The organism is Vibrio sp. 378 (assembly GCF_033339435.1).
In genome coordinates this window covers 15,863-39,219 of sequence record NZ_JAWOUO010000002.1, presented here as the reverse complement: position 1 = coordinate 39,219, position 23,357 = coordinate 15,863, and the positions used below count along the sequence as shown (strand labels likewise).

The window sequence follows — 23,357 nt, the reverse complement described above, 5'->3', positions numbered from 1 at the left end:
GTAGGCGTAGCGGCTGAGCAGAGGAGAGATCTTTTGAAAAGATTAACGACTACTCTAGCCTTATCACTGAATGTGATTTTAATCACATTTTCCTCTTTTGGTTGGTCAAAGGAAAATGACTACAACATGACAAAAGGGGTCACAGAGATAAGTGGGCAAGTGTATGAATTACATATGCTGATTTTCTATATCTGCTGTGTAATTGCTTTGATTGTTTTTGGTGTGATGTTCTATTCCATCTTCCGTCATCGCAAGTCAAAAGGAGCAGTTGCCGCGCATTTCCATGAAAGTACAAAAGTGGAAATTATTTGGACGGTCATACCCATCATCATTCTTGTCGCTATGGCGATTCCCGCAACAAAAACTCTAGTAGCAATGGAAGACACAAGCCAATCGGATATCACGGTCAAGATCACAGGCTCGCAATGGAAATGGCATTACAGCTATTTTGGCGAAGATGTTGAGTTTTTTAGTTTGCTTGCCACCAGCCAAAAACAAATTGATGGAATCGAAGCTAAAGGCGCACATTACTTACTGGAAGTAGACAACCCTTTGGTGTTGCCTGTGAATCGCAAAGTGCGTTTTTTGATGACTTCTGATGATGTCATTCACTCTTGGTGGGTACCAGACTTTGCCGTCAAGAAAGACACCATTCCAGGTTTTATCAATGAAGCATGGACAAGAATTGATGAGCCAGGCGTATATCGCGGTCAGTGTGCGGAGCTATGTGGTCGTGCACACGGATTTATGCCAGTGGTGGTGCATGCGATGGAAGAAGAAAAGTTCGATGAATGGCTAGCGAGTAAGAAGGAAGAACTCGCGCTTCAAAAAGCGGCGGCACAAGAAGCGCTCTCTCAAGACTTATCTATGGACGAATTGATGTCGCAAGGCGAATCGATATACACGGCGCGTTGCGCTGTGTGTCATCAGGCAAATGGTGAGGGGATTCCGGGTGCATTTCCCGCGATTAAAGGCAGTCCTATTGCAACCGGAGATGTTACAGAGCACATAGATATTATTGTCAACGGTCGCCCGGGCACCGCAATGCAGGCTTTTTCTAATCAGTTAAGTGACAAAGAAATTGGCGCGGTTATCACATATCAACGAAATGCATGGGGCAACGATACTGGCGATACAGTGCAAGCATCCGATGTGAATGCCTTTAAGGCACAAGGCAGTGCTAAGGAGGAAATATGAGTAAGCCAATAGATAAGGCAGTGAAGTCTGCGCCAGCAGAAGCCAGTGCGAACAGTACCATTGCGATCGATGATGGTCACGAGCATCATGCACCCCAGGGCATCACTCGTTGGTTGTATTCTACAAGCCATAAAGACATAGGCACCCTCTACCTTTGGTTTAGCTTTGCGATGTTTCTAACAGGTGGTGCGATGGCAATGATCATTCGTGCCGAACTGTTCCAGCCAGGGCTACAGCTAGTCGATCCGCAGTTTTTTAATCAAATGACCACGGTACACGGTTTAGTGATGGTATTTGGTGCGGTGATGCCAGCATTTACTGGTCTTGCTAACTGGATGATTCCGATGATGATCGGCGCTCCAGATATGGCGCTGCCGCGCATGAACAACTTGAGCTTTTGGATCTTACCTTTTGCATTTCTTATTTTGTTGAGCTCGTTGTTTTTACCTGGCGGCGGTCCTGATTTTGGTTGGACGTTTTATGCTCCGCTGTCCACGACTTATGGCCCGGATAGCACTGCGCTGTTTGTATTCTCTGTTCATATCATGGGTATCAGCTCCATTATGGGCGCGATCAACGTTATCGTGACGATCGTAAATATGCGAGCTCCGGGAATGACTTGGTTCAAGTTACCAATGTTTGTTTGGACTTGGCTAATCACCGCTTTCTTGTTGATCGCGGTTATGCCGGTACTAGCGGGTGCGGTGACCATGGTTCTTACTGACAAATATTTCGGGACTAGCTTCTTTGACGCAGCTGGTGGTGGTGACCCGGTAATGTTCCAACACATCTTTTGGTTCTTTGGTCACCCAGAAGTGTACATCATGATTTTACCGTCGTTTGGAATCATCTCCGCTATTCTGCCTGCTTTCAGTGGTAAGAAGCTGTTTGGTTATCATTCGATGGTTTACGCGACGTGCAGCATTGCATTGTTATCTTTCCTTGTGTGGGCGCACCACATGTTTACCACGGGGATGCCAGTTTTTGCTGAGCTCTTCTTTATGTATTGCACTATGCTGATTGCGGTACCAACGGGGGTTAAAGTCTTTAACTGGGTTGCCACCATGTGGCGTGGAGCTCTGACATTTGAAACGCCAATGTTGTTTGCCATTGCCTTTATTGTGCTTTTTACTATTGGCGGCTTCTCGGGACTGATGTTGGCGATTGTGCCGGCGGATTTCCAATATCATGACACTTACTTCGTGGTTGCCCATTTCCATTATGTGTTGGTATCTGGTGCGGTATTCTCGATCATGGCAGCAGCATACTACTGGCTACCTAAGTGGACGGGCAATATGTACGACCACAAGCTGAGTTTATGGCATTTCTGGTGCTCAATTATTTCCGTCAATGTCCTGTTTTTCCCAATGCACTTCCTAGGCTTAGCAGGCATGCCAAGGCGCATACCGGATTACGCCATTCAGTTTGCTGATGTTAATCAAATAGTATCAATTGGTGGGTTTGCATTTGGGTTGTCACAACTGATCTTCTTATGGTTGGTGATCAAGTGTATTCGTGGCGGGGAGAAGGCTTCTGCAAAACCGTGGGAACGTGCGGAAGGCTTAGAGTGGACAGTGCCAAGCCCTGCGCCGCATCATACGTTTACTACACCGCCTAAGATTGACTAGCAAAGAGTGGGGTGAGTGACATGAAACCGAATCCATCAAACAAGAAGCTCACCGTGAAGTTGCTTTTGGCGACCCTGTTAATGTTTGGCTTCGGCTATGCACTGGTCCCACTTTATGACGTGATGTGCGACGCACTGGGAATCAATGGAAAGACAAGTGAAGTAGCCGCCATTCAACCGACAGGTATGCAACCGGACATGAGCAGAACTGTTCGCGTGGAGTTTATGGCGCATGTCAGCCCAGATATGCCTTGGGAGTTTAGACCCAAAGTGATTTCGATGGATGTTCACCCAGGTGAAGTCGTACAAACCGAATACCTTGCATTTAATGAAAGCGGGCAGAAGTTGGTGGGGCAAGCCGTTCCTTCTGTTTCTCCCGGGACTGGAGCTGCTTACTTCAATAAGATTGAGTGTTTTTGTTTTAACCAGCAGCCTCTGGATGGTAAACAGCAAGCTCAAATGCCGTTGATTTTTTATATCGAACCGGACTTGCCGGAGTCTATACACACGTTAACGCTGTCTTACACACTCTATAAACTTCCCCCTCCTACAGGCTCTTAGCCACTCAGGGAGAGAGATACAGACCAAGGTTGGTCAGTAAGGAGAGAAATTATGAGTAACAAGCCAGGAACATATTATGTTCCCGCTCAAAGTAGCTGGCCGATCATCGGTGCATTTGCTCTGTTTTTGGTTGCTGTTGGCGCGGGCATGACCGTCCAGGGGACACAAAGTGACGGTGCAGTGGGAACCATTGGTGGCATTGTGCTAGCGGTGGGCTTCTTGTTCTTGCTTTACATGTTGGCTGGTTGGTTTAGTAATGTGATTACTGAATCACTGAGTGGAAAATACAGCTCGCAAATTACTCGTTCTTTTCGCCAAGGAATGAGCTGGTTTATCTTTTCTGAAGTGATGTTTTTTGGTGCCTTTTTTGGTGCCTTGTTTTACGCCAGAATGATTTCTGTGCCTTGGTTAGGTGGGGCAGATAATAACTTCATGACCAACGAAGTCCTGTGGCCAACCTTCGAAGCGATGTGGCCACTCACACTGACACCGGGGGGAGAAACAACACAAGCTATGCCGTGGCAGGGCATACCCCTTACCAATACTATCTTGCTGCTATTGTCGTCTATTACGCTACATATGGCGCATATAAGCCTTGAACAAGACAAAAGAACGGCACTGATTGTTTGGTTAGAGATAACCATCGTACTTGCTGGCTTTTTCCTATATTACCAAGCGGTTGAGTATGTTCATGCTTATCAAGACATAGGGCTCACGTTGCAGTCCGGTATTTACGGTAACACGTTCTTCATGTTGACGGGGTTCCACGGTTTACACGTTTGTCTTGGGACTATCTTCTTGATCGTGCTGCTGTTCAGAATCGCTAAAGATCACTTTTCGCCAAAGAACCATTTTGCCTTTCAAGCGGGCAGCTGGTATTGGCATTTCGTGGATGTGGTTTGGTTATGTCTGTTTGTGTTTGTTTACGTACTTTAGGCGCAGTGTGAACTCTTGGTTCGACTAATAAGGGCGAGGGTTTGGTGCTAGCCAACCCGAGCTGAGCGCAATAAGCAAAAGGACGACCACCAAAGCGGAGAACATGACTCGACGGCCTAAGTAATGACTCATGGGTTTGTCTCTTTTTTCAGGATTATCTGGGTCTTCACGAACCATTTCGATAAGCGCTTTTGCGAGGTTGAAGATAATGAAAAGCAGCAAAAGGACAAGCGTCAGTTTGAATAGAAATACGGTGGACATGGCACCTCCGGTTTCATCATTGTTGTTATCAAGACAATTATGGCTATCGAAACGGTTTTGGGTTGCAGTTGGTTTAACTGTGGTTGTGTTTTCTCTTTTGGTCAAACTGGGTTTTTGGCAGTTTGAGAGAGGGCAAGAAAAACAAGCATTGGAACAAGCCATTCTCGCGCGTGCGGATAGTGCGTACCAAGCACTAAGCGTCGTTCTTGAAGACAACGACTGGCGAGAGGAAAGTATCCTCGGGAAAAAAGTGGAAGTTAATGTTGTTCCTCAGGCGTTTCCCGTAATTTTGTTAGACAACCAAACGCATCAAGGCAGTGTGGGATATTTAGCATTTCAGATTGTATTGACGATCGATGAGCCTAGTGCCTACGCGTTATTGGAGCTTGGTTTTGTCGAGGGAAGAGCAGAACGCTCAGTGTTACCAACGGTCACCAAACTCGATAATTCGACTTTCATCACAGGACGCCTGTACCGAAAATCTACTAATCCACTGAGTTCAGAGTTAATGCCGGAAGTTGGCGATGTTATTCGCGTGCAAAACCTAAACATCGCGCAATTGAATCAGCTACTGAATATTGAACTTATGCCCGCAGTCTTGCAGCCAGACAATTTAACTCGTTGGCCCTATGACTTTCCTTGGAATCCATTGCCACTCAATAGTGCCAAACATTTTGGCTATTCGATTCAATGGTTTTCGATGGCAGGTGTTTTCTTATTACTGACTTTAATTGTTTTTGTTCGTTGGCAAAAAAAGTTGCGTCACATGGAGGTGAAGCATGACATCTAAAGTAACCAAAGGACGACTAATGTTGATTGCGCTGGTTTGTACGTTCGCGCTTCCCGCTGTCATTGCAAAAGTCATTCTCACACAAGGGTGGTATCAAAGCGGAGTGACCAATAGAGGCGAGTTAGTCGAACCATACACGACGTTAGAGCAACTTGGTCAAGAGTCACCTCTCAAAGACCATGGTTGGCAACTCGCTTATGTATTGCCTAACGAATGCACTGAACAGTGTAAACAGCAGCTTTACCTGCTTCAGCAAAGCCATGTTGCTTTAGGTAAGTATCAAGAGCGAGTAGTGCCAGTCGTTTGGCAGACTGAGCATTCAGATCCCATGGAAGTATCGATGTTAGCGATGCAAATGAATGAATTGGTTACCGCAAAAGTGAAACCTGGGCAAATGTTGATCGTTGATCCTCTTGGGCAACTGGTGATGTCTTACTCGCCGAAACCAAATGAGGACTTAGTCCTATTGAATAAAGGTATGTTGGCGGACTTACGCAAGCTCTTAAAACTGTCACGAGTCGGTTAGAGGAAGTGCATATGAAATTAATTCAGTTGGTTAGATTCAGTTTGCTGCTAACTCTCGTGGTGATCATGTTAGGGGCATATACTCGCCTTTCAGATGCAGGGTTAGGTTGCCCGGATTGGCCTGGTTGTTATGGGCACTTTTCTGTGCCGCATCAAGAAGAAGACGTCATACGTGCTAACCTGAACTTCCCCGAGCGGGCAGTAGAGCATGAGAAAGCATGGCTTGAGATGATTCATCGCTATTTTGCGGGAACGTTAGGTTTAGTCATTTTTGCGATGGCAGCGATATCAATAAGGTCTGAGCGTGTAAATTCAACCATTCCGATGTTGCTAAGCGTATTGGTGATTGGGCAGGCACTTTTGGGAATGTGGACAGTTACTCTTAAATTAATGCCCGCCATCGTGATGCTTCACTTGCTCGGTGGTTTCGTTTTATTGGCGTTACAGGCGATTTTTTACTGCCAATTAAAAGCGCAAAACAATCTCTATTTCTCTCCATCTTCTAGCTCTCTGAGAGGCTTTTCATTGTTGGTTTTTCTGGTCGTTTTGGTGCAAGTGCTCCTTGGAGGGTGGACTTCGTCAAATTATGCTGCGCTGATGTGTACCACACTGCCGATTTGTGAGGGAGACTGGATGAGCCATCTCTCATGGAAAGAAGCGTTTTCTTTCTGGCAAACTGGATTCGAGAATTATGAATTTGGTGTTTTGGAGTATCCGGCAAGAATGACTATACACGTCACTCATCGTATAGGCGCTATTGTTACCGCCACCGTGGTATTGGCTTATAGTATTGGGCTTATGAGGCAAGATTCTCATCATTCACAGAGAATCGGAGGGTGGTTGTTATTCACTCTGGTGTGCCAAATTATGCTGGGTGTAAGCAACGTAGTATTTCAACTTCCTATCTATGTCGCGGTGGCGCACAACCTTGGTGCCGCTGTTATGTTGAGTCTCGTTTGTGTTAGCCAGTTTTACTTGTGGCAGGGTAAAACAGCTTGGAATTACACCGCGAAAGGAGTTCGCTATGAGTAAAGAAATCGCGCTGTCGTTAAATGGGCGAAAGCGACTAAGTTCCGTTTATTTGAAGTTAACGAAACCTAAAGTGGTGGCGTTAATGTTGGTGACGGCAGTAGTAGGGATGAGCTTAGCCCCGGTTGATGATTTCCCCTGGTTGCAGGCGGTAGTTGGCCTAACGGGGATTGGTCTGATGGCCGGGTCTGCGGCAGCGTTTAATCATCTAATTGACCGCCGAATTGATGCGAGAATGGCACGTACACACAAACGACCATTGCCATCGGGTGAGACTAAACCATCATCGGTGATAGCCTTCGCTACAGTTTTAGGTGTCTTAGGGTTTGTACTTCTCTATGCGATGGTCAACCCGCTGACGGCATGGTTGACTTTGATGAGTTTGCTCGGCTATGCGATGGTATACACAATGTACCTCAAACGTGCTACGCCCCAAAATATCGTCATTGCAGGGATTGCCGGTGCGATGCCGCCTCTTCTCGGTTGGACTGCTGTAACAGGGCAATTACATGCGAATGCTTGGCTGCTCGTGATGATCATTTTTATCTGGACGCCACCACATTTTTGGGCTCTGGCTATTCATCGTGTCGAGGATTACCGCAAGGTAGATATTCCCATGCTGCCAGTGACACACGGCATTGAGTACACCAAAACTTCTATTCTGTTGTATACGGTGCTATTGACTTTGGTTTGTGTCCTACCGGTTTTGGTTGGTATGGTCGGCGTGGTGTATCTTTTTGCCTCGCTACTACTCAATGTTGGCTTTATGTACCATGCATGGAAGCTAAAATATGCACCAGAGCCAAATACCGCGATGGAGACGTTTAAATTCTCTATCTATCATCTTTTGGCGTTGTTCATTGCATTGCTTTCGGATCACTATATTGGTTTTTAACCTCTCTTAAAACAGAAAACGCCGCGTGGTTCGCGGCGTTTTTGGTTTTGATACTTTGGCTTTAAGACAAAGCTTTCTAGATTTATTGAATTTCTAGCAGTTCAACATCAAAGATCAAAACACTTGCTGGTGGAATTGGGCCAGAGCCACTCTTACCATAGCCAAGCGTGCTTGGTACGAAAAGGCGGATTTTCTCACCTTCTACCATGTATTGTAGACCTTCTTGCCAGCCTTTAATGACTTGGTTAAGACCAAATGAAATCGGCTCACCACGATTAACAGAGCTATCGAATACCGTTCCATCAATCAAGGTGCCGTGGTAGTGTACTTTTACTTTACTTGTTGCAGTTGGGTGAACCTCACCTTCGCCTTTTTCAAGAACCATGTATTGAAGGCCACTTTCTGTTGTGATAACGCCTTCTTTTTTCGCATTTTCTAGTAAGAATGCTTGGCCTTTGGCAAAGTTTTCATCCGCTACTTTATGGTTTGTCCAAGTACGGTAAATGAAAAAGCCCGCCAAAATAAAAATAATAAGAGGAAACAAAAATTTAGACACGTAATCTCCTTGTCTATTTAGGTTGTTTTAGCAAAAAGTTGATGGTTTCTGCCATGGCTTCAACGCTGTCATGACCACCAGTAATCACTTGATATTTTCCGTTTACGATAAAGGCTGGAACGGAGTTAATTTGGCCGCGAGTCGTGATCGCTTCTGCCTTAGTGATGTACTCAAACAGCGTTTTTTGCTGTGCTTCATCTAAATGGTAAGGGCTGATAAGGTTGCGAGACTCAAAGGCTTTCTCTACGGCGATTTGGCGTTCCTCAGCCGTTGCATCGGCACCCATTTGCACAGCAGTAAAAAGATCCGCCATAAACGCTTTATCTGGTGTTGATTCAAGCTGCATTACGGCAGTATAGAAGATGATGGCGCTCACTTGTGCACTTTCATTGAACGTTACATGCATTTTTTCAACGCTTTGATCGGTCAATGATTCAATTTGAGGGACAAACTCTTCCATTGAGCGGCAGTGGCCACAAGTTAAAGAGAATGCTTCAGTCAGGGGAGCTAAATCATATTCTTCAAGGGATACTGGCAAAACTTCGTATTGTTTGCCTTGCTGAGGCTGACTCTTGCCGCTATCGCATGCCGACAAAGCCATTACGGCAACAACAACAGCAAAGCCTTTCGATATGGTTTTTAACATAGTAGTGCTCTAAATGAGAAATTTGCGTTAGTTTATCGGTTAACGATAGTGACTAAAACCATTAAATAACAATAAAGTGAGACCATTGGTAACAGACTTTGCCTGACGTATGGACTGTAAGGGTAGGGTATTTTAGTGTTGCGTTTTATTTGAGAGATGATTTTGCATTGACTCCAGTGGCATGAACGCTGCATAGACAAACCAGTCGGTGGACAAAAGCGCTAAAGATTCGGCGTGTTTTGTCGACACAATGAACAAGAGTTTTTCTACGTTGGTAATGGTATGAAGCATTGGTTTTTAATTGTTTGTGGCATTCTGGCCGGGTGCAGCAGCCTCGATCAAGATATGGTCCCTGGTGGGAACATTTTAGATACAGCTCCTAAATCAAACACTGAGCTGAGACACCCAGAGTGGGGATACCCGAGCGCATCCAATGTGGCTTCTTCCCCTCGTTCATATCAAACGGCGAGGGCGTCAGTAAAAAAGTCGCAAAACGTGACCTCTCTGGAAATGTTCCTGAGCAGGCATAACATTCCTCACGAGACGCTCAGTGGTGGTCACCTGATGATACGTTTGAAAGAGCAAGTGCATTTTCAAACGGGTTCTGCACGGTTATCTGCTCAATCTCAAGACTGGATTCGAAACATTGGTCACTATCTGGCTGGAAGAACTGATGTTGATGTCGTGATTGATGGTCATGCGGATAGCACGGGAGCTGAAAGCTTCAATGACACGCTATCTGAAAAGCGAGCTCGTGAAGTAGAAAAACAACTATTGGCGACGAGTATTCCACGTCAACGAGTGTTTTCTAGAGGCTTCGGAGAGTATGTACCGAAGTGCAGCAATGCGACAGCGAGTGGTAAAGCTTGCAATCGGCGCGTAGAGCTAACATTGATCGTGGATGAATAACGCAGACGTTAGGCGGTAATCTTCGTTGTGTTGTTCTCGCATACCCGTTATTTGCTTAGTGGAGTTTAAGTTCGGAGTTGAGCAAGAAGACTGAATAAGGAAAGCTCGCACGGCAACATTTAGCTAGAAAAAATAGAAAAGAGGCACCGTTAGGTGCCTCTTTTACATCCGCCAACGTTCATAGGGGGAACTTAGGCAAATTCTTTTTCAACGTAAGCGACGATGTCAGATGACTCGTATAACCACTGTGTCTCGCCATCTTTTTCGATACGAAGACAAGGGACTTTAACTCGCCCACCACCTTGCTCTAGTTCAGCTCGATGAGTCGGGTTATTTTTTGCATCACGTAGCTCAATGTTCACCGATTGACGCTTCATTGCACGGCGGACCTTTACGCAAAAAGGGCAGGCTTCAAATTGGTAAAGTGCGTATTGTTTCGCTTTTTCATCAATACGTTGCTGTTCTTCTGCGGTGCGCTTAATACCACGAGGTGAGAACACCGCGTTCAGCAATAAGATAACCTTGCCTAAAATCCAACGGATAAACTTCATAATGATCCCTTGATGTTCATTGGGTAATTGTCCTTTAAGAATGCAATCATGATGCTTGTTGCACTGAACGTGAAGTCTATCAGTTGTTTGAAATGGATAAAACCATGTATTTTATGCGGAAAATAGACGTTTAAACCAACCCCAAAAGCCACTTGCTGAAGCCGGACGGGCTTCTTTACCTTGATAAAAACTTTGCATGAGTTCGGTTCTGAATGCATCAACGTCCATGCGTTTTATGACAAGCTCATGCTGCAATGTATTTTGAGTCTGCTCGGCATGATCGTGCGCCAAGCTGAAATCCATATTTAAATAGCCTTGCGTGTATAACCAAAGGTGGGTGACTAAGATTAGGTCTTCAGCAGATTGGTTAGTAAACTTATCCGCGTGCTCATTACCCAAGGAGTCAGTCAGAACTTGCTGCATAAGCTGGGTAGAGTGAGCATGTTGCTCGTAGTTAGCACTTGCTTCAATATGTGATTTGGTCAAAAGGCCAAGCAGGTGAAGAGTAGGTGCTGTTGAGGGTTTGTTCTCACAAACTTTTGTAAATAGTTGTGACTGTTCTTTTAACCAACGTCGCTTTGCTGCTTTATGTTCTTTAACAAAGGGGATTTCTTCAAATCCCATCTCTTGACTCAGTTCACTAAGAGACGTCATGGTTTTTTAGTTCCTTCACCGTTACTTCGATATGTTGATCATTGATATCAACAAAAATTGAGCTGCCAGTAATCATAACAGAAAGGTTAGTACCTCGGTCAAGATGCTGACAAATCAAGTCGATAGCGTCATAGTCAAAGCTCTCTACGTTGACGGGAAGCATTGAGAACTTTCCTGACATTTTGTCCCACCAGACAGCCGCTTTGGTGTTATAAGTGTAAACTTTTACATGCTTTGCGAGGCGAGAAGCTTTCTTAATTCTGTCTGGTTCTGGTTCGCCAATTTCAATCCAGTGAGTAATGCTTTGATCATCGCCAACATGCCATAAATCAGGCTCTTCAATCGTAGAGAGTCCTTTTGTAAACTCCAGATTGCTTTGAGCATTTAAACAGTAAGCTAGAATGCGAGCCAACATTCGTTGCGGCTTTTCAGAAGGATGAAGGGCGATAGTTAGATTTTTAGAATCGTAATAGTCATTATTCATATCGGAAATGGCGATACGAAATTTGTAAATGGTTGGTTTAAGAGCCATAGATTTATATCGTTTTGTTGGCAAAATAAGTTTTAGGCAAAAAAATAGCCAGCTTTAAAAGCTGGCTATCGTATCAAATTCTTTAAGAATTAAAGTACTTTGATTTGCTCTGCTTGAGGGCCTTTTTGACCTTGAGAGATAACAAATTCTACTTTCTGGCCTTCAACTAGAGTACGGAAGCCGTCACCAGTGATTGCAGAGAAGTGAGCAAATACGTCAGGACCGTTTTCTTGTTGAATGAAACCGAAGCCTTTAGTTTCGTTGAACCACTTAACTGTGCCAGTAGCTGTGTTAGACATGTCTATTTCCTAAATATCTAAATAATGTAATCTTTCGCCTCAACGGCGCTTATAGCGTGGAAAAATAAATTGCTATTGCGTACCACAGGACGACGGGTTACAAGTAATCCAACGAAATGTGAAAACAAAGAACTTTCTTTCTAGCCGTGTTTGAGTCTAGGTTAATTCCACGAAGAGTCAACATATATTAGTGCTTTATGGACAAATATTTGTATTTAGTCACTATTTAACCAGCATGTTTTTGATTAAATTTCAAATAAATGACGGTGATGTGAAGTTTTTTAGCATAAAATTCAACTAAATCTATAAATTTGACTTATTTATATAATTGTTGTCCAATCTGGTTCGACCATTAAGGAGGATTTATGGCAAAGCGTAAAATCAGTCCTCAACCGAGTGGCTCACAACATGAGACCGACTTCGGCAGAGGTGAAATCAAAGACAACGCGTTAAAAGCGGTTGTTACCAGTCAGCTGTTCCAAACACGAGTCGTTAAAGCGAAAAAAGGTAAAGGTAGCTTCAGCCGTAAAATGAAGCATAGAGGCAAAGAGCCCTATTCAAAGTTCTCCCCAAGGTGGATTTTGAATAGGGCTTTTTTATTGGTACTAGGTGTTTGCAAAACTGATGATATTCAATTTTTTAGTACCAGATAAGTTTTCCTAATTTATCATGTACTGCTTCAACTGCTTCAACTGCTTCAACTGCTTCAACTGCTTCAGCGAACCAGGCGTTGAAAGTACCAATTAAGTACTAAAACTTACTAAGTTAGATTCATATCAATAAGCGTCACTTCCTGTCTTATGCAACTCTACTATATCTTTAGTCTAATCAAACAGCCGAGATTATGGTTTAAAAAGACTGGTGAGAAGTAGGTATGTCATCGACGAGTTATGGTACTTATGGTTGCAAATGTAAAAAAGCGTGTGCTTCTTTATTACTACTGTGGCTGTCCATTTGTCCGATGGCGCATGCGCACAAATCAGAGTCTCATTCTTTAATTGTTGCTAACTCCAAAGCGTGGAAGCCGTTCTCTTACCTTAGCCCAGATGGTGAACCTAAAGGTATTTTAATCGACTTTTGGAAAGAGTACGCGGCGAACAACCAAATTGACGTTCAGTTTCTCCTTTTGGATTGGGATGCTTCTTTGCAAGCCGTAAAAGAGGGTAAGGCTGACTTTCACGGAGGACTTGTCTACTCGCCCGAAAGAGCGAAGTATATGGACTTTGGCGCCGTCATAATGCCTATCCAAACCAAATTGTACGTAAATAAAGATGTACTTTCGGTTGATATCAGGAGTGTTTTAACTGGCGAAATGACGCTGCCAATTGGCGTTGTTAAAGGAAGTTACGAGTCTGAGTTTGTTCAGACGAATTATCCGAATGCACCTATCGCAGAATACATTAACAATGATTCGATGATACAAGCCGCCGTCGATAAAAAGGTGCTGTACTTTGTTGCAGACCTGCAAGTTGCTAACTTTTATATGGCAACCACGCCGGGAGCGGGTATGTTTGTCCCGACAATTAGCTTATATAGTAAAGATCTTCGGATTGCAGCAGGAATGCACAGTGCAACTTCCATTTTAGAGGTATCAAGAGCGTTTGAAAAAGTCATCGATACGAATCGTGAGCGGATCCTCACCCGTTGGAGTGTGGTGAAAACGGTTTATCCACTTTATCTTTTCCCTATTGCTATTTTCATTATGGCGGTCGCAACGCTTTATCATATTTTTGCCCTCAAACGTATGGTTGCTCTTCGGACAAGGCAATTAACGATTGCCAATCAGCAATTGCTGGAGATGACGTTGACGGATTCTCTCACAAAGCTATACAACCGTAGACACCTTATTGAGCAATTGGCGCTACTGAATCATTTGAAGCGAAACTTAACGGTGATGGTGTTTGATATTGATGATTTTAAATCAATCAATGATCGATATGGCCACCTTGCTGGAGACCGAGCAATAGTTGCCATCGCAGAAGCCGCTAAGTCGATGACTGATGACCGAATGACATTGGCGAGAATTGGAGGAGAAGAGTTCGCACTCGTTACGTCTTCTCTGTCAGAGCGAGAAGCACTCAATTTTGCCAATATGCTCTGTAAAGCAGTTTACGATCAGCCTGTTATACTGGGCGGACAAGCAATTCATTTGAGTATCAGTTTGGGCTGTGCTTACTATCCTGAGTTTACCCACATCGTGAGCTTGCAAGATGCTGACGAGTTGATGTATCAAGGTAAGTCTGAAGGAAAGAATCGTGCAGTTTTCCAAGTTATAACAGACTGTCAGCTTCAACCTGCGCTTCGTCAAGTGAATTAGATCTCGCTAATTCAACTGATACTTCAAACCATCCTCAAGCCTCAAAGTTTTAGTCAGAGTAACGTGGTAAGCGTTAACGATCACGTTGCGTTGTTTTCTTTGAGGCCAATTTGCGTACAAATACTTGCACTTTCATATATATAACCCCCCACCTGCTCACGTTTTTATCATAGAAGCAGTAATTGTTTTAAAGTGATAAGTGATTTCTTGGTAAAGATCAGAACCCCTGTCTACACTCAGTGTAAAGTAATGCATATAAAGCATGATGCATACAGTGTTGTACAAAAACAATTAAAGAAGATAAGAAATAAGTTGGCTTGAGAAGGACGGGGAATGAACAACGAATGCTTTGCTAGGTTCCGAGCTGTCACGGATGAACTGTCAATGAAAGAATCGTTGTCAGTTGGGAAAGACCCTTATGCTCACTATCTCAAAGATATTGTGGGGATTGATTTGTTGTCTCGTGAAGAGGAGTTGCATTACGCCAAACTTAATCGAGCTGGTGATGAAGAAGCGCGCGAAATGTTGATTGAGTCTAATCTTCGACTTGTTGTGAAAATCGCAAAAGGTTACCTCAAACGGCCAGGCAATAACTTTACTCTGCTTGATTTAATAGAAGAAGGTAACATTGGTTTGATAAAAGCGGTCGATAAGTTCGATCCTGAGCCAGGCTACCGTTTTTCTACTTATGCGGTATGGTGGATTCGCGAGAATATAGAAGCGGCATTAATGAACAATGGCCGCACGGTACGTTTACCTGCTCATGTGTGCAAAGAGATAAATAGCCTGGCTTTAAAAAAGCTCGATGCGTCAAAAAGTGAGAGCAAGGAGTTGTCTATTTCTGAACTCTCACGCTGCTCAGGAGTGAAAGCAGAGCGCATAGATGAACTTGTTGCTCTAAGTGGTTTTATTGATGTATCGACCACGGCGGACCTACATCGTGTTCCATTTGTTCTTGAACTGTGTGAAAGTGAGTATACGCCAGATCCACAACAAGACTGTGAAAACCAGTGCTTTACTCAAGCTATTGAAAATATTATTAAAACTTTGCCAACTAAGTTGCAGAAAGTCTTGATCCATCGATTCGGATTATTTGACCAGAGAGTGAAAACCTTGTCGGAAATAGGCCTGTTATTAAACGTATCTAACGAGCGTGTTCGTCAGATGCAGATAGAGGCGGTTGAACGCGTGCAGAAACGTCTCCGATTCGATGGTTGGGTTTAAGATTTTTAGCCCCTTATCCTAGCCGATTAATTTACTGGCTTGCTACTCTGTTCTTCCGTAAGTAACAGCAGCTCAAGCTGTGCTTTAGCTGCTGCCTCCAATCTCCATACACTCAATAATCGGTTAAGTGCTGCGCGATAAGTACGACTTTTGAGTAAAAAAGCGAGCGTACTTGTGTAGTTGTTTACGACTTGCGCTTGTGTCTCGACTAATGCGGTTTTGTTTTCGATGTCGATGTGTTGAAGGTTAAAGTCAGGAAGAAACGCACACTCATACCATACCTCTACAATTTCACGAATTTCGAGTTCTTCTTCAGGCACATCGAAGTCTTGTAACTGGTAGTTTTCTGGTATTGTTGATAAATAAACCACATCCAATTTGTCTGCAACAAATGTATACATCGGATTCCTTAGTGTACGCGCTTACAGAGTAAATAGTCTCATCGTTTACATTTTTGTCAATGACCGTGCTCAAGTATGAATGATGAACCACACCACATTCCGAACTTAACTTAGACTTTTTAAGTACTTATCGGTTAACCCGAAATATTTCAGGTTGCCATCTGGTTCCAAGACTAAGCTCATGTTGGATGTAGAGATCATGCCCGGATCATTCGTTGAGAAAATAACGGTCTTATTGAGTAGTTTGTCGCTGAATAACCGCTTGAAGTAGTGCGAGTTTTCTTGCTCAGCACCATTAAATGGCTCGTCAATGATAATCAAAGATTGTTCGCAGTTACCTAGCCCTAATGCGAGCCGCAGTCTCTGTTGAATACCATTTGGTAAACTTTTACAGATATCAACGCTCAATTGAGTGTCCAGGCCTTGTGGCAACCATGTATCGAGCTCAAAGAAACTCACCATTTCACGCATTTTTTCTGTTGGGATTAACCCATTATGCAAGATGAAGTTAGTCTCCAAGGAGCCTTCAAAAATATGCAGGTTAAACGGGATGTAGTTAATCGAGGTTCGATAGCGGTAACTGTTGAATTGTTTGATGTTATAACCGTCCACCGAAACTGAGCCTTGATAGCGTTCCTCTAGCCCAGCGATAATAGAAATGAGCGTCGTTTTACCGCAACCTGTTGGTCCACAAATCACAACTTTTGCGCCCGGTGGAATTTTAAAACCAAGATTAGTTAAGCCTGTTGCCGCACCACTATAACGATGGCTCACACCAGAGCCGACGATACTACCTTGAAATAGGCGAATAGGGGGGCTTTTCTCTAACGTTAGCTTATCGTCATTCATCGCCATAAGGTTGTTGATTTGCGCAGAAGACGCCTTAATGGATTGGAACTTAGAAATAGAGTTGTAGATGCCCATAATAGGCCCCAACGCCTTCCAGACTAAAATTACGGTAGCAAGCATTGCACCTGCATCGGAGGTGCCGTCCATCACGCCGATAACGGCCGCGACGATACTTGCGGTACCAATAACCTGAATCAAACTCCCGCCTGCTGCCTGAACCCTGCTATTAGTCACTGAAACATGTTCTGCATCGTTGGTGCTTTGTAAATGCGATGCGCTAAAGCGGGACTGGATAACACGCAATAATGGCAAGCCTTGGATGGTTTTTATACCACGAAGAATCTCATTCCATTGGTAAGAAACCATGGCGTTGGCGCGAGAGCTCTTGGACGTGGCTTGCGAGTAGATGTAACGAGAATAAACACAGAACACCAACATTAGAATCAACCCCGCCATAACGACTAGCGCTGCGGTACCAGACATAAGAGCAATGGCAATAATGAATACGATAACAAACGGCATGTCGAAGTAGCTTAATGTTGACTCTGCGGTTACCAAACGGCGGAAAGTGTCGATGTCCTTCAATCGTGCTAACTGAGAAGAAACACCAGCGGTAGATGTCATCGAATAAGGAAGCCACAACAGTTTGGATATTACGTTTTGAGAAATATGCACCGCCAAATCCTTTCCTGATGTGGCGATGATGTTGACCCGCATTTTCTTGAAAAAGTATTCCGAGAACCCAACAATCACAGCAAATAACGTGAGCCAATAAAGCGTGGCTTGCGAGCTAGAGGTTAAGGCGAAGTTGTACACACTCATAATAAAAAAGGGCTGGAGTGCGCCGAGAATGCTGACCACGAAGCTGAGAATAATCAGGCTTTTGAGTTCATTGTTGTAGCGATAAAATGCGTATTTAATCCAGTTACTGCGGTCTTGAGATTCAGGTGGCGGCTCTCGGAATAAGCGGGAGTATTCGCTGATCGACACCAACAAGCACGGCTTCTTGCAGAGCGGGTATTCAATGGTGTTGTTATTGGTGTAATCAAACAGGATCAGTTTGCCGTCTTTGGTGCCCAAGAAAATCGCAGTGAGGTTTTCTATCTCAATAAAACAAGGATGAGGGTGCCCCTCGATGTGCTCCAACGTTTTTAATTTGGTGACGTCACAACGGTAACCAAGACGTTCAATGGTGGCAATAAAACTGTCGCTGTCTTTTGGTTTAGGGATAAAAGCGTCACTGAGGATAGAAGGTGTGCCTTCCCATTCAAGCGCTATGAGGGTGTAAGCTAAACCACGAATCAAAGGTGACTCATTGTATCGCTCGTCATAACTGCGAGCCTCAAAGTCCAACAAGCGCTGAGGGACATTATTAAAATCAACCAAAATACTCATTGGTCACCTCCGGTAAGTTTGACGCGTTTGAGGCGATGATTGAGTTTGTCCATCTTGTTGCTGACGATGATGAGGATTTTGTCGTTGGCGCGATAGGCGGTGCTGGTCAAAACCAATCGAGCAAAGTCGTCATCATAAACACAGTCGATGTCGTCGAAGATCAACACACGTTTGTTCGCGAGTAAGGCACGCACTAACAACAAGGCATAAGCGACTTGGCGCGAGAATGGGTTGCGTAAATGTCCTTTCAGCTCGGTGTAAAAACCAGCGGGAAGGGCATCGATTTGTGCCTTGATGTTCATGGTTTCGCAAAGCGCAAATGCCGTGTTATTTAAGCTCGGGCGGAAACAAGTCAAGTTGTCGATGATGGTGCCTTCGACGAACGAACTGGTTTTGTCGACCATGAGCACGCTATTACGCCAGACGTTGTAGTTGACGTCATCGAGCGGTGTCTCGTTGATTTGGATATCGAGCTTGCTGTCGGTGTTTTGCCGCGTAATGCAATTGGCGAGGTGGGTTTTACCTGCGCCGCTTTTCCCCGTCAGCAAGTAAGCCTGACCGCGTTCAAACTCAATGCGTTGTTTTTCCGAATACTTCACCGAGATGCGCTCGACTTCCGTCGTGTCGTTTTGTTGTTCTATAGATGCAGCAAGCTCAAGCAGCTCGGCGATACGTTGAATATGAAGCTTGTTCAACTCCCATCGACTCACCGTGCGCATTACTTGCTGGTATGGCGCGAAGTAGCGGTTGGTAAGCATGATGATGGCAGCCATGATGCCTTGGCTCGATTGCATGTTGATAACTGCCGTTGCCAAAACCACCACCACACAAGCGATGGAGAGCTGTTGTATGAGCGACAAGATAAGGTTGAAGTTTGATTCAATTTGCTCGTATTTGATGTTCTCGACTTCACGTTCTTCCACCATTTGTGTCATCAAACTCTCAACGCGATATTCCATATTGCGCGCTTTGATATCGAGTGGGCTAGAGATGATCTCGATGATTTTTGAGGTGGTTAAGCCTTCGATGTCGGATTTGTTTTCTAGGCTGTTGATTTTTTGCTTAGACAGACTAAGCGCGAACACCGCCAAAATGATGGAGGCGAGCAAGATGGTCACCCCTGCCCAGATGTTGATCAGACCGATAATCAGAATGGTCAGTATGCTGACGGCAAGGTTGATCAATGCCCGTACAGATTCTCCGCCAAAGAAGGATTTAATCTCTGGAATGGTGGCAATACGCTCTAGGTATTCACCGGGTTCTAGGCGACGAAACTTCGAAATCTCAGCCAAACAGATGGATTGAAACACCTTGTTGGTTAGGTTGGTTTCGAACTGCTTCATGATCACCGACGAAATCTTTTCTTCCTGATTTTTTAAGTGATAGTCGAGGAAGATGGTGATCAAGATAATGGCAAACAGAAGAAACAGCGTGTCTTTGGCTTGGTTAGGTAAAACTCGGTCAAAAATAATCAGAATCGAAAAGGGAAGTACTAAACCAAACAGCGTCGAGATGACCGTTGAGAAAGTCAGGTAACATTTGTCAGCAAAGTTAATCTTCTGGGAAAAATGCTCAGTTTGCATTGCGACCTCCTTTCTTAATCGATGGTTTGGAGAGAAGGTGTTTTGGAACTAAGTCTTGATTGCTTCTGCCTTCGATATCGCTCATCAACTGCATGATGCTTTCGATGGATTGCACCGACAGCATGCCTTTGATTTGCTCAAGATTGATCGATTCAATGATGTAGTCATAACGCGCGCTCTCGTAATCACGCAGTGCGCTAAACAGTTTACTTTCTGCTGCCAGTAAGTCGGTAATGGTTCGCGTACCAAGCTGGTAAGCGCGTTGAATTCCTTTGTAGGAAGCGTAGTTGGCTCGGATAATGTTCTCGTAACTGCTAATAGCTCGGGAGAAGTCATTAATGTTGAGTACCGAGGTGTTAACGCTATTGCGCGTCGTGAACAACGAATCTTGGTACAGCAGCTCGGTTCGCTCGATGGCAGTTGATGATTTTTGATAACCGTAGTAATCCGAACCGCCGGAGAAAATCGGCACATTCAAGTTTAAACCGACGCTGGTGGAATTACTGTCCCCTGTTGCGGTTGGGTCGGTTCGGTCATAGTTGTTCGCATCGTCGTAACGGTAACTGGCAGAGAGCGATACGGTCGGCACAAAGTTTGAACCGCTTTCTTTCAAGCCTCTTCGGCTTCGCTCTACGGTTTTCTTCGCAACCAATAAATCGTTATTGAGCTTCAAAGCTTGTTCAAGAATCGCGCGTTGTTCGGATTCGCTGATTTCTGCTAAGGGTACGCTTTCGTAGATATCCTGCGATGGGGTGACTGGATATTGAACTTGAATCTCTAAACCGTTCAAAATCACACGTCGGTCTTTCTCTAGGGTTCTTAAGCGATTGGCAATGCCTTCTTTCTGAGCAATCACCTCATACAACTCGCTCGCCGCAGTGTTGCCAAGTTCCACGTTGCGACGCATTTGGCGCTCACGTGTTTCAGACGATTTAAGCTCTACTTGGGTGGCTTTGATTTGCGCGTTGTTTTTGAGGTATTCGAAATATTGCGTCGCGATTTCAGAAATAGTGCTCTGGATTTTGTTCTCGTGTTTGATTTCTTCAATGTTGAAATCAAGCTTCGCGGTACCGTATTTGAAGATGTCGCCAAGGTTAAACACCGATTGGGATAAAGACACGCTGTAGCTGTTCGAGTTGTAGCTTGAACGTGTATCCGGTGTTCCCGTTAATATGGTCTCGTTTTCATTCCATGTGGTATCAGCGGCACCGTTTAAAGAGGGCAGGAACTTAGAACGGCTAATGTCGATGTTGTATTCGTTTTCCTCCACGCCTTTATCACTAGCGCGCAGAGATAGGTTGTTTTCCAAGCCGAGTTTGACCGCCTCAAGCAAGGTGGTCGCCATTGCCGAAGGAGCGTTGCTCAATGTAAGCGCTGCCAATACACAGCTAGTTAAGTTTCTGTACCGCCACATACTTGTTGATCACCTTGATGATTTCGTCGTTTTTATAAGGTTTGCTGATCACGTAATCCATTCCAGCTTCGATACAAGCTTGGTGTTCATTACTACTGGTCAATGCTGTCGCGCCTATGATGGTGCAAGGGTGTTGTCCGCTCTCTTGTTCGTATTGTCGAATGCGTTTGGTTGCTTCAATACCGCCCATGCCAGGCATGATGCAGTCCATAAAAATGATGTCCGAGCGCTGATTCATGAAGTGCTGAACAGCGTCTGCGCCATCGCCAACGGTGTCGGCTTCGTATTCTTGCTTGCTCAAAATACGTTTGAGTAGAATCTGTTGAACACGGTCATCTTCCACAATCAGGAATGAGCTGTTCTCCATCTGTTCTTCAGAGGCTTCAGCTTCCATGATTGCTAATAGGTTAGGGATGAACTCATACGGAATCGCAGGGGAGTTCAGAATCTTGTCGACAAAGGTATGGCTCTCTTGTGCTTGCTGAGTGCTAGTGACTGAAAGCAACAACTTGGTGTTCGGGTGATTGCGCAGTTGCGATTTCACCGTTTTGCTCAGTGAGGGCAGCTTGTTTGGCTCGAACGTGTCGGTCAGCATGATGGCATCGTATTCGCCAAAGGTTTTTGCAGCAGAGAAGAGTTCGTTCGGCGTTCGAATTGGCGTGATCTCCAAGCCCAAGTTGACTAACATTTTGCTCATCACATCAATGCGCAGCTGAGAGTTGGCACACAGTAATAGGCGCTTATTGTCGAAGCGAGTTTTCTCGGTGTGGAAGCTTTTGGCTTTCAAATCGAGCTGAATTTGAAAACGTTCCTGATTGCCTGATTGATACCAATGGCTCTCGTAATAGCCATAATCTTTCAACACGCTTTTCGCCAAATCGTCTTTGGTTGCAGTGTGCTGTTTATGGTCGCTCCAGTGTAGGGTATTGAGCTTGGCAAGCGGCACATCCAGCGTGGTTAAGAAGTTTAGATTGATGGTCAGGCGGGTATTTTCAATGTCTGACGCCGCACCTGATTCAATGGTGACAAACAGTTTCTTGTCGGCTTTGAGTTGGATGGCATTTGATAGCTGAAGGAACAACACCCAGAATAAGCTGGTGGATTGTCCTTCAACACGGTTTGGTAGGTTATCCGAGATAAAGCAGTCTAGCTCACCTTCATTTCGCTGCACTTTTGAACTGATGTGAATCATCAATTCAGACAGTACATTCAGCAGTGAAAACTCTTTCGATTTGCTCTCGGTCCCTTGTGAAATGAGTCGGTTGTAGTTCTCTGCCAATTCAGACAGGGTATTGGCAGCCGAGGTTATATCTTGCGCCATCAACACTCCGCTCTCATCGGTCTCTTGAACGAGATATTGCACGCCGCCGTTAATGGTGTTGGTGATGCCACGAATCTCGTAACCAATCAGAGCATAGAGCTGCTTGTAGAGATCGTTATTGCGTTTTTGCTCTTCGAGTTTGCTGAAAATCAGTTTTAGGTGTGAGTAGATCTGACGCTGCTTAGGATTGATGCTCACTTCATTCAGCAACTCTTCCAACCTTTGTAAATCCAGTAGTTTGAGTTCTTGATAAAGCTCATCGAATTCTTGGTCAATGTCACGCTCATTCGAGCTGGATTTTTTCAGTTTAAGGATTGCCACCAAGTTCGATAGCACTGCGATACCAACCAGTACGACAACGACCACAAACAACCAAATGAAGAACTCGTTTTTCTCCATCATTAGGTCGCTCGCATGGTTGTTAAAAATGGTCCGGTAGTTGTCGTCCATTTGTAGGTAGTTATTGGTGAGCGAGAGGTACAGTGCCAACACATCGTCGCGTGTTTTTTGGCTGTCTGAGAAGCGATTGATTGCCAGTTCAAGCTGCGTGTATTCGGTCGCGCCCACCAAGCTAAACTCGGTTTTGTTGAGTGACGCGAGCGACTTAAATTGGTCAATTTCGTCTTTCAGAACCTCAAAATCAAGCTCTGTTGTACTGCAATAACGTTCGGTTAAACAGCGTTGAAGCGTTTGAATATCAAACTCGATAGTTTGGTTGAGCTGTTGAGCTTGAACCAACAGAGGCGCGTTTTGCACTTTCTCGACTGAATCCACTTTGTCCCAAGAGATATACAAATAAAAGGCGAGGGCAGCCAGCATCAAGCTGAAAGCAATGCTTAGGCGCATAACAGGAACGGAAATATTGTAAGAAGGTTTGCTACTCAT

The 23,357-nt window shown here is 44.6% G+C and carries 24 protein-coding genes; 12 read left to right on the top strand and 12 right to left on the bottom strand.

The features are described from left to right. Window positions 1-33 precede the first annotated feature (33 nt). Genes coxB through R7Q48_RS03560 form a run of 4 tightly spaced genes read left to right on the top strand, consistent with a single transcriptional unit; the run spans window position 34 to window position 4,321 of the window. A complete protein-coding gene (gene coxB / locus R7Q48_RS03575) occupies window positions 34-1,197 on the top strand; it encodes a cytochrome c oxidase subunit II (protein WP_005385208.1) in 1,164 nt (387 codons plus the stop codon). Then, complete coding sequence (gene ctaD / locus R7Q48_RS03570) at window positions 1,194-2,825, top strand: cytochrome c oxidase subunit I (protein ID WP_005375510.1); 1,632 nt, start codon at window positions 1,194-1,196, stop codon at window positions 2,823-2,825. The genes coxB and ctaD overlap by 4 nt, the downstream gene beginning before the upstream one ends. 20 nt (window positions 2,826-2,845) lie before the next feature. Then, window positions 2,846-3,385 carry a cytochrome c oxidase assembly protein gene (locus tag R7Q48_RS03565; protein WP_005385211.1) on the top strand — a complete coding sequence of 180 codons (540 nt, stop codon included), beginning with the start codon at window positions 2,846-2,848 and terminating at the stop codon, window positions 3,383-3,385. 51 nt (window positions 3,386-3,436) lie between these two features. Beyond that, window positions 3,437-4,321 carry a cytochrome c oxidase subunit 3 gene (locus R7Q48_RS03560; RefSeq protein WP_005385214.1) on the top strand — a complete coding sequence of 295 codons (885 nt, stop codon included), beginning with the start codon at window positions 3,437-3,439 and terminating at the stop codon, window positions 4,319-4,321. Between the two features lie 24 nt (window positions 4,322-4,345). Here R7Q48_RS03560 and R7Q48_RS03555 read toward each other — a convergent pair whose 3' ends face one another. After that, window positions 4,346-4,582, bottom strand: a complete 237-nt coding sequence (locus R7Q48_RS03555; RefSeq protein ID WP_005375504.1) for a DUF2909 domain-containing protein — start codon at window positions 4,580-4,582, stop codon at window positions 4,346-4,348. On the opposite strand from R7Q48_RS03555, the gene R7Q48_RS03550 reads away from it, so the two are divergent. From R7Q48_RS03550 to cyoE, 4 genes are read left to right on the top strand one after another with little or no spacing between them, the layout of a single operon-like run. After that, on the top strand, window positions 4,581-5,372 hold the full coding sequence (locus R7Q48_RS03550; RefSeq protein WP_195723057.1) for an SURF1 family protein: 792 nt from the start codon (window positions 4,581-4,583) through the stop codon (window positions 5,370-5,372). The genes R7Q48_RS03555 and R7Q48_RS03550 overlap by 2 nt on opposite strands. Next, window positions 5,362-5,898, top strand: a complete 537-nt coding sequence (locus R7Q48_RS03545; RefSeq protein ID WP_017635864.1) for a hypothetical protein — start codon at window positions 5,362-5,364, stop codon at window positions 5,896-5,898. Before R7Q48_RS03550 ends, R7Q48_RS03545 begins: the two co-directional genes overlap by 11 nt. Before the next feature lie 11 nt (window positions 5,899-5,909). Further along, window positions 5,910-6,929 carry a COX15/CtaA family protein gene (locus tag R7Q48_RS03540; protein ID WP_154203947.1) on the top strand — a complete coding sequence of 340 codons (1,020 nt, stop codon included), beginning with the start codon at window positions 5,910-5,912 and terminating at the stop codon, window positions 6,927-6,929. Beyond that, window positions 6,922-7,821 carry a heme o synthase gene (gene cyoE, locus R7Q48_RS03535; RefSeq protein WP_005375639.1) on the top strand — a complete coding sequence of 300 codons (900 nt, stop codon included), beginning with the start codon at window positions 6,922-6,924 and terminating at the stop codon, window positions 7,819-7,821. The genes R7Q48_RS03540 and cyoE overlap by 8 nt, the downstream gene beginning before the upstream one ends. Before the next feature lie 82 nt (window positions 7,822-7,903). Here cyoE and R7Q48_RS03530 read toward each other — a convergent pair whose 3' ends face one another. Together R7Q48_RS03530 and R7Q48_RS03525 are read right to left on the bottom strand one after the other, a co-directional pair. Next, a complete protein-coding gene (locus R7Q48_RS03530; RefSeq protein ID WP_005375638.1) occupies window positions 7,904-8,377 on the bottom strand; it encodes an FKBP-type peptidyl-prolyl cis-trans isomerase in 474 nt (157 codons plus the stop codon). 13 nt (window positions 8,378-8,390) lie between these two features. Next, window positions 8,391-9,023 (bottom strand): thiol:disulfide interchange protein DsbA/DsbL, encoded by a 633-nt coding sequence (locus R7Q48_RS03525; RefSeq protein WP_005375635.1) that lies wholly within the window; start codon window positions 9,021-9,023, stop codon window positions 8,391-8,393. 282 nt (window positions 9,024-9,305) lie between these two features. Between R7Q48_RS03525 and R7Q48_RS03520 the strand changes: the two genes are divergently transcribed. After that, window positions 9,306-9,932, top strand: coding sequence for an OmpA family protein (locus tag R7Q48_RS03520; RefSeq protein ID WP_025768460.1), 627 nt, complete (start codon window positions 9,306-9,308; stop codon window positions 9,930-9,932). 191 nt (window positions 9,933-10,123) lie between these two features. Here the strand turns inward: R7Q48_RS03520 and R7Q48_RS03515 are convergent, their stop codons facing one another. From R7Q48_RS03515 to R7Q48_RS03500, 4 genes are all read right to left on the bottom strand, one after another. Beyond that, the gene (locus R7Q48_RS03515; protein WP_005375631.1) at window positions 10,124-10,483 is read right to left on the bottom strand and encodes a glutaredoxin family protein; all 360 of its coding nucleotides are present in this window, start codon (window positions 10,481-10,483) and stop codon (window positions 10,124-10,126) included. A gap of 111 nt (window positions 10,484-10,594) precedes the next feature. Next, complete coding sequence (locus R7Q48_RS03510; protein ID WP_225477756.1) at window positions 10,595-11,137, bottom strand: hypothetical protein; 543 nt, start codon at window positions 11,135-11,137, stop codon at window positions 10,595-10,597. Further along, complete coding sequence (locus tag R7Q48_RS03505; RefSeq protein WP_064376786.1) at window positions 11,124-11,669, bottom strand: YaeQ family protein; 546 nt, start codon at window positions 11,667-11,669, stop codon at window positions 11,124-11,126. The genes R7Q48_RS03510 and R7Q48_RS03505 overlap by 14 nt, the downstream gene beginning before the upstream one ends. An 89-nt stretch (window positions 11,670-11,758) precedes the next feature. Beyond that, on the bottom strand, window positions 11,759-11,968 hold the full coding sequence (locus R7Q48_RS03500; protein ID WP_005375625.1) for a cold-shock protein: 210 nt from the start codon (window positions 11,966-11,968) through the stop codon (window positions 11,759-11,761). Window positions 11,969-12,333: 365 nt separating this feature from the next. Here R7Q48_RS03500 and R7Q48_RS03495 point away from each other — a divergent pair, with 365 nt between their 5' ends. The 3 genes from R7Q48_RS03495 to R7Q48_RS03485 all read left to right on the top strand — a co-directional run bounded on the left by R7Q48_RS03495 (window position 12,334) and on the right by R7Q48_RS03485 (window position 15,509). Continuing rightward, on the top strand, window positions 12,334-12,621 hold the full coding sequence (locus R7Q48_RS03495; protein ID WP_017821594.1) for an alternative ribosome-rescue factor A: 288 nt from the start codon (window positions 12,334-12,336) through the stop codon (window positions 12,619-12,621). A 221-nt stretch (window positions 12,622-12,842) separates the two neighbouring features. Next, on the top strand, window positions 12,843-14,285 hold the full coding sequence (locus tag R7Q48_RS03490; RefSeq protein WP_256902624.1) for a diguanylate cyclase domain-containing protein: 1,443 nt from the start codon (window positions 12,843-12,845) through the stop codon (window positions 14,283-14,285). Between the two features lie 333 nt (window positions 14,286-14,618). Beyond that, window positions 14,619-15,509, top strand: coding sequence for an RNA polymerase sigma factor RpoD/SigA (locus tag R7Q48_RS03485; RefSeq protein ID WP_017635872.1), 891 nt, complete (start codon window positions 14,619-14,621; stop codon window positions 15,507-15,509). Window positions 15,510-15,535: 26 nt separating this feature from the next. Here the strand turns inward: R7Q48_RS03485 and R7Q48_RS03480 are convergent, their stop codons facing one another. The 5 genes from R7Q48_RS03480 to R7Q48_RS03460 all read right to left on the bottom strand — a co-directional run bounded on the left by R7Q48_RS03480 (window position 15,536) and on the right by R7Q48_RS03460 (window position 23,357). Further along, complete coding sequence (locus R7Q48_RS03480; RefSeq protein WP_005375619.1) at window positions 15,536-15,910, bottom strand: hypothetical protein; 375 nt, start codon at window positions 15,908-15,910, stop codon at window positions 15,536-15,538. Between the two features lie 105 nt (window positions 15,911-16,015). Further along, window positions 16,016-18,154 (bottom strand): ATP-binding cassette domain-containing protein, encoded by a 2,139-nt coding sequence (locus R7Q48_RS03475; protein ID WP_053350479.1) that lies wholly within the window; start codon window positions 18,152-18,154, stop codon window positions 16,016-16,018. Next, window positions 18,151-19,737 (bottom strand): ATP-binding cassette domain-containing protein, encoded by a 1,587-nt coding sequence (locus R7Q48_RS03470; RefSeq protein ID WP_025768455.1) that lies wholly within the window; start codon window positions 19,735-19,737, stop codon window positions 18,151-18,153. The genes R7Q48_RS03475 and R7Q48_RS03470 overlap by 4 nt, the downstream gene beginning before the upstream one ends. Beyond that, window positions 19,727-21,151, bottom strand: coding sequence for a TolC family protein (locus R7Q48_RS03465; RefSeq protein ID WP_170897021.1), 1,425 nt, complete (start codon window positions 21,149-21,151; stop codon window positions 19,727-19,729). The genes R7Q48_RS03470 and R7Q48_RS03465 overlap by 11 nt, the downstream gene beginning before the upstream one ends. After that, window positions 21,126-23,357 (bottom strand): response regulator, encoded by a 2,232-nt coding sequence (locus tag R7Q48_RS03460; RefSeq protein ID WP_318132171.1) that lies wholly within the window; start codon window positions 23,355-23,357, stop codon window positions 21,126-21,128. The genes R7Q48_RS03465 and R7Q48_RS03460 overlap by 26 nt, the downstream gene beginning before the upstream one ends.

Bases quoted from the DNA above. Each gene is read 5' to 3' on its own strand.
- R7Q48_RS03540 (WP_154203947.1), top strand. From the start codon at position 5,910: ATGAAATTAATTCAGTTGGTTAGATTCAGTTTGCTGCTAACTCTCGTG.
- R7Q48_RS03505 (WP_064376786.1), bottom strand. From the start codon at position 11,669: ATGGCTCTTAAACCAACCATTTACAAATTTCGTATCGCCATTTCCGAT.
- R7Q48_RS03475 (WP_053350479.1), bottom strand. From the start codon at position 18,154: ATGAGTATTTTGGTTGATTTTAATAATGTCCCTCAGCGCTTGTTGGAC.
- R7Q48_RS03490 (WP_256902624.1), top strand. From the start codon at position 12,843: ATGTCATCGACGAGTTATGGTACTTATGGTTGCAAATGTAAAAAAGCG.
- R7Q48_RS03520 (WP_025768460.1), top strand. From the start codon at position 9,306: ATGAAGCATTGGTTTTTAATTGTTTGTGGCATTCTGGCCGGGTGCAGC.
- R7Q48_RS03495 (WP_017821594.1), top strand. From the start codon at position 12,334: ATGGCAAAGCGTAAAATCAGTCCTCAACCGAGTGGCTCACAACATGAG.
- R7Q48_RS03555 (WP_005375504.1), bottom strand. From the start codon at position 4,582: ATGTCCACCGTATTTCTATTCAAACTGACGCTTGTCCTTTTGCTGCTT.
- R7Q48_RS03515 (WP_005375631.1), bottom strand. From the start codon at position 10,483: ATGAAGTTTATCCGTTGGATTTTAGGCAAGGTTATCTTATTGCTGAAC.
- R7Q48_RS03510 (WP_225477756.1), bottom strand. From the start codon at position 11,137: ATGACGTCTCTTAGTGAACTGAGTCAAGAGATGGGATTTGAAGAAATC.
- R7Q48_RS03500 (WP_005375625.1), bottom strand. From the start codon at position 11,968: ATGTCTAACACAGCTACTGGCACAGTTAAGTGGTTCAACGAAACTAAA.
- R7Q48_RS03565 (WP_005385211.1), top strand. From the start codon at position 2,846: ATGAAACCGAATCCATCAAACAAGAAGCTCACCGTGAAGTTGCTTTTG.
- R7Q48_RS03480 (WP_005375619.1), bottom strand. From the start codon at position 15,910: ATGTATACATTTGTTGCAGACAAATTGGATGTGGTTTATTTATCAACA.
- R7Q48_RS03525 (WP_005375635.1), bottom strand. From the start codon at position 9,023: ATGTTAAAAACCATATCGAAAGGCTTTGCTGTTGTTGTTGCCGTAATG.
- R7Q48_RS03550 (WP_195723057.1), top strand. From the start codon at position 4,581: ATGGCACCTCCGGTTTCATCATTGTTGTTATCAAGACAATTATGGCTA.
- R7Q48_RS03470 (WP_025768455.1), bottom strand. From the start codon at position 19,737: ATGCAAACTGAGCATTTTTCCCAGAAGATTAACTTTGCTGACAAATGT.
- cyoE (WP_005375639.1), top strand. From the start codon at position 6,922: ATGAGTAAAGAAATCGCGCTGTCGTTAAATGGGCGAAAGCGACTAAGT.
- ctaD (WP_005375510.1), top strand. From the start codon at position 1,194: ATGAGTAAGCCAATAGATAAGGCAGTGAAGTCTGCGCCAGCAGAAGCC.
- R7Q48_RS03485 (WP_017635872.1), top strand. From the start codon at position 14,619: ATGAACAACGAATGCTTTGCTAGGTTCCGAGCTGTCACGGATGAACTG.
- R7Q48_RS03460 (WP_318132171.1), bottom strand. From the start codon at position 23,357: ATGAGTAGCAAACCTTCTTACAATATTTCCGTTCCTGTTATGCGCCTA.
- R7Q48_RS03560 (WP_005385214.1), top strand. From the start codon at position 3,437: ATGAGTAACAAGCCAGGAACATATTATGTTCCCGCTCAAAGTAGCTGG.
- R7Q48_RS03465 (WP_170897021.1), bottom strand. From the start codon at position 21,151: ATGTGGCGGTACAGAAACTTAACTAGCTGTGTATTGGCAGCGCTTACA.
- R7Q48_RS03545 (WP_017635864.1), top strand. From the start codon at position 5,362: ATGACATCTAAAGTAACCAAAGGACGACTAATGTTGATTGCGCTGGTT.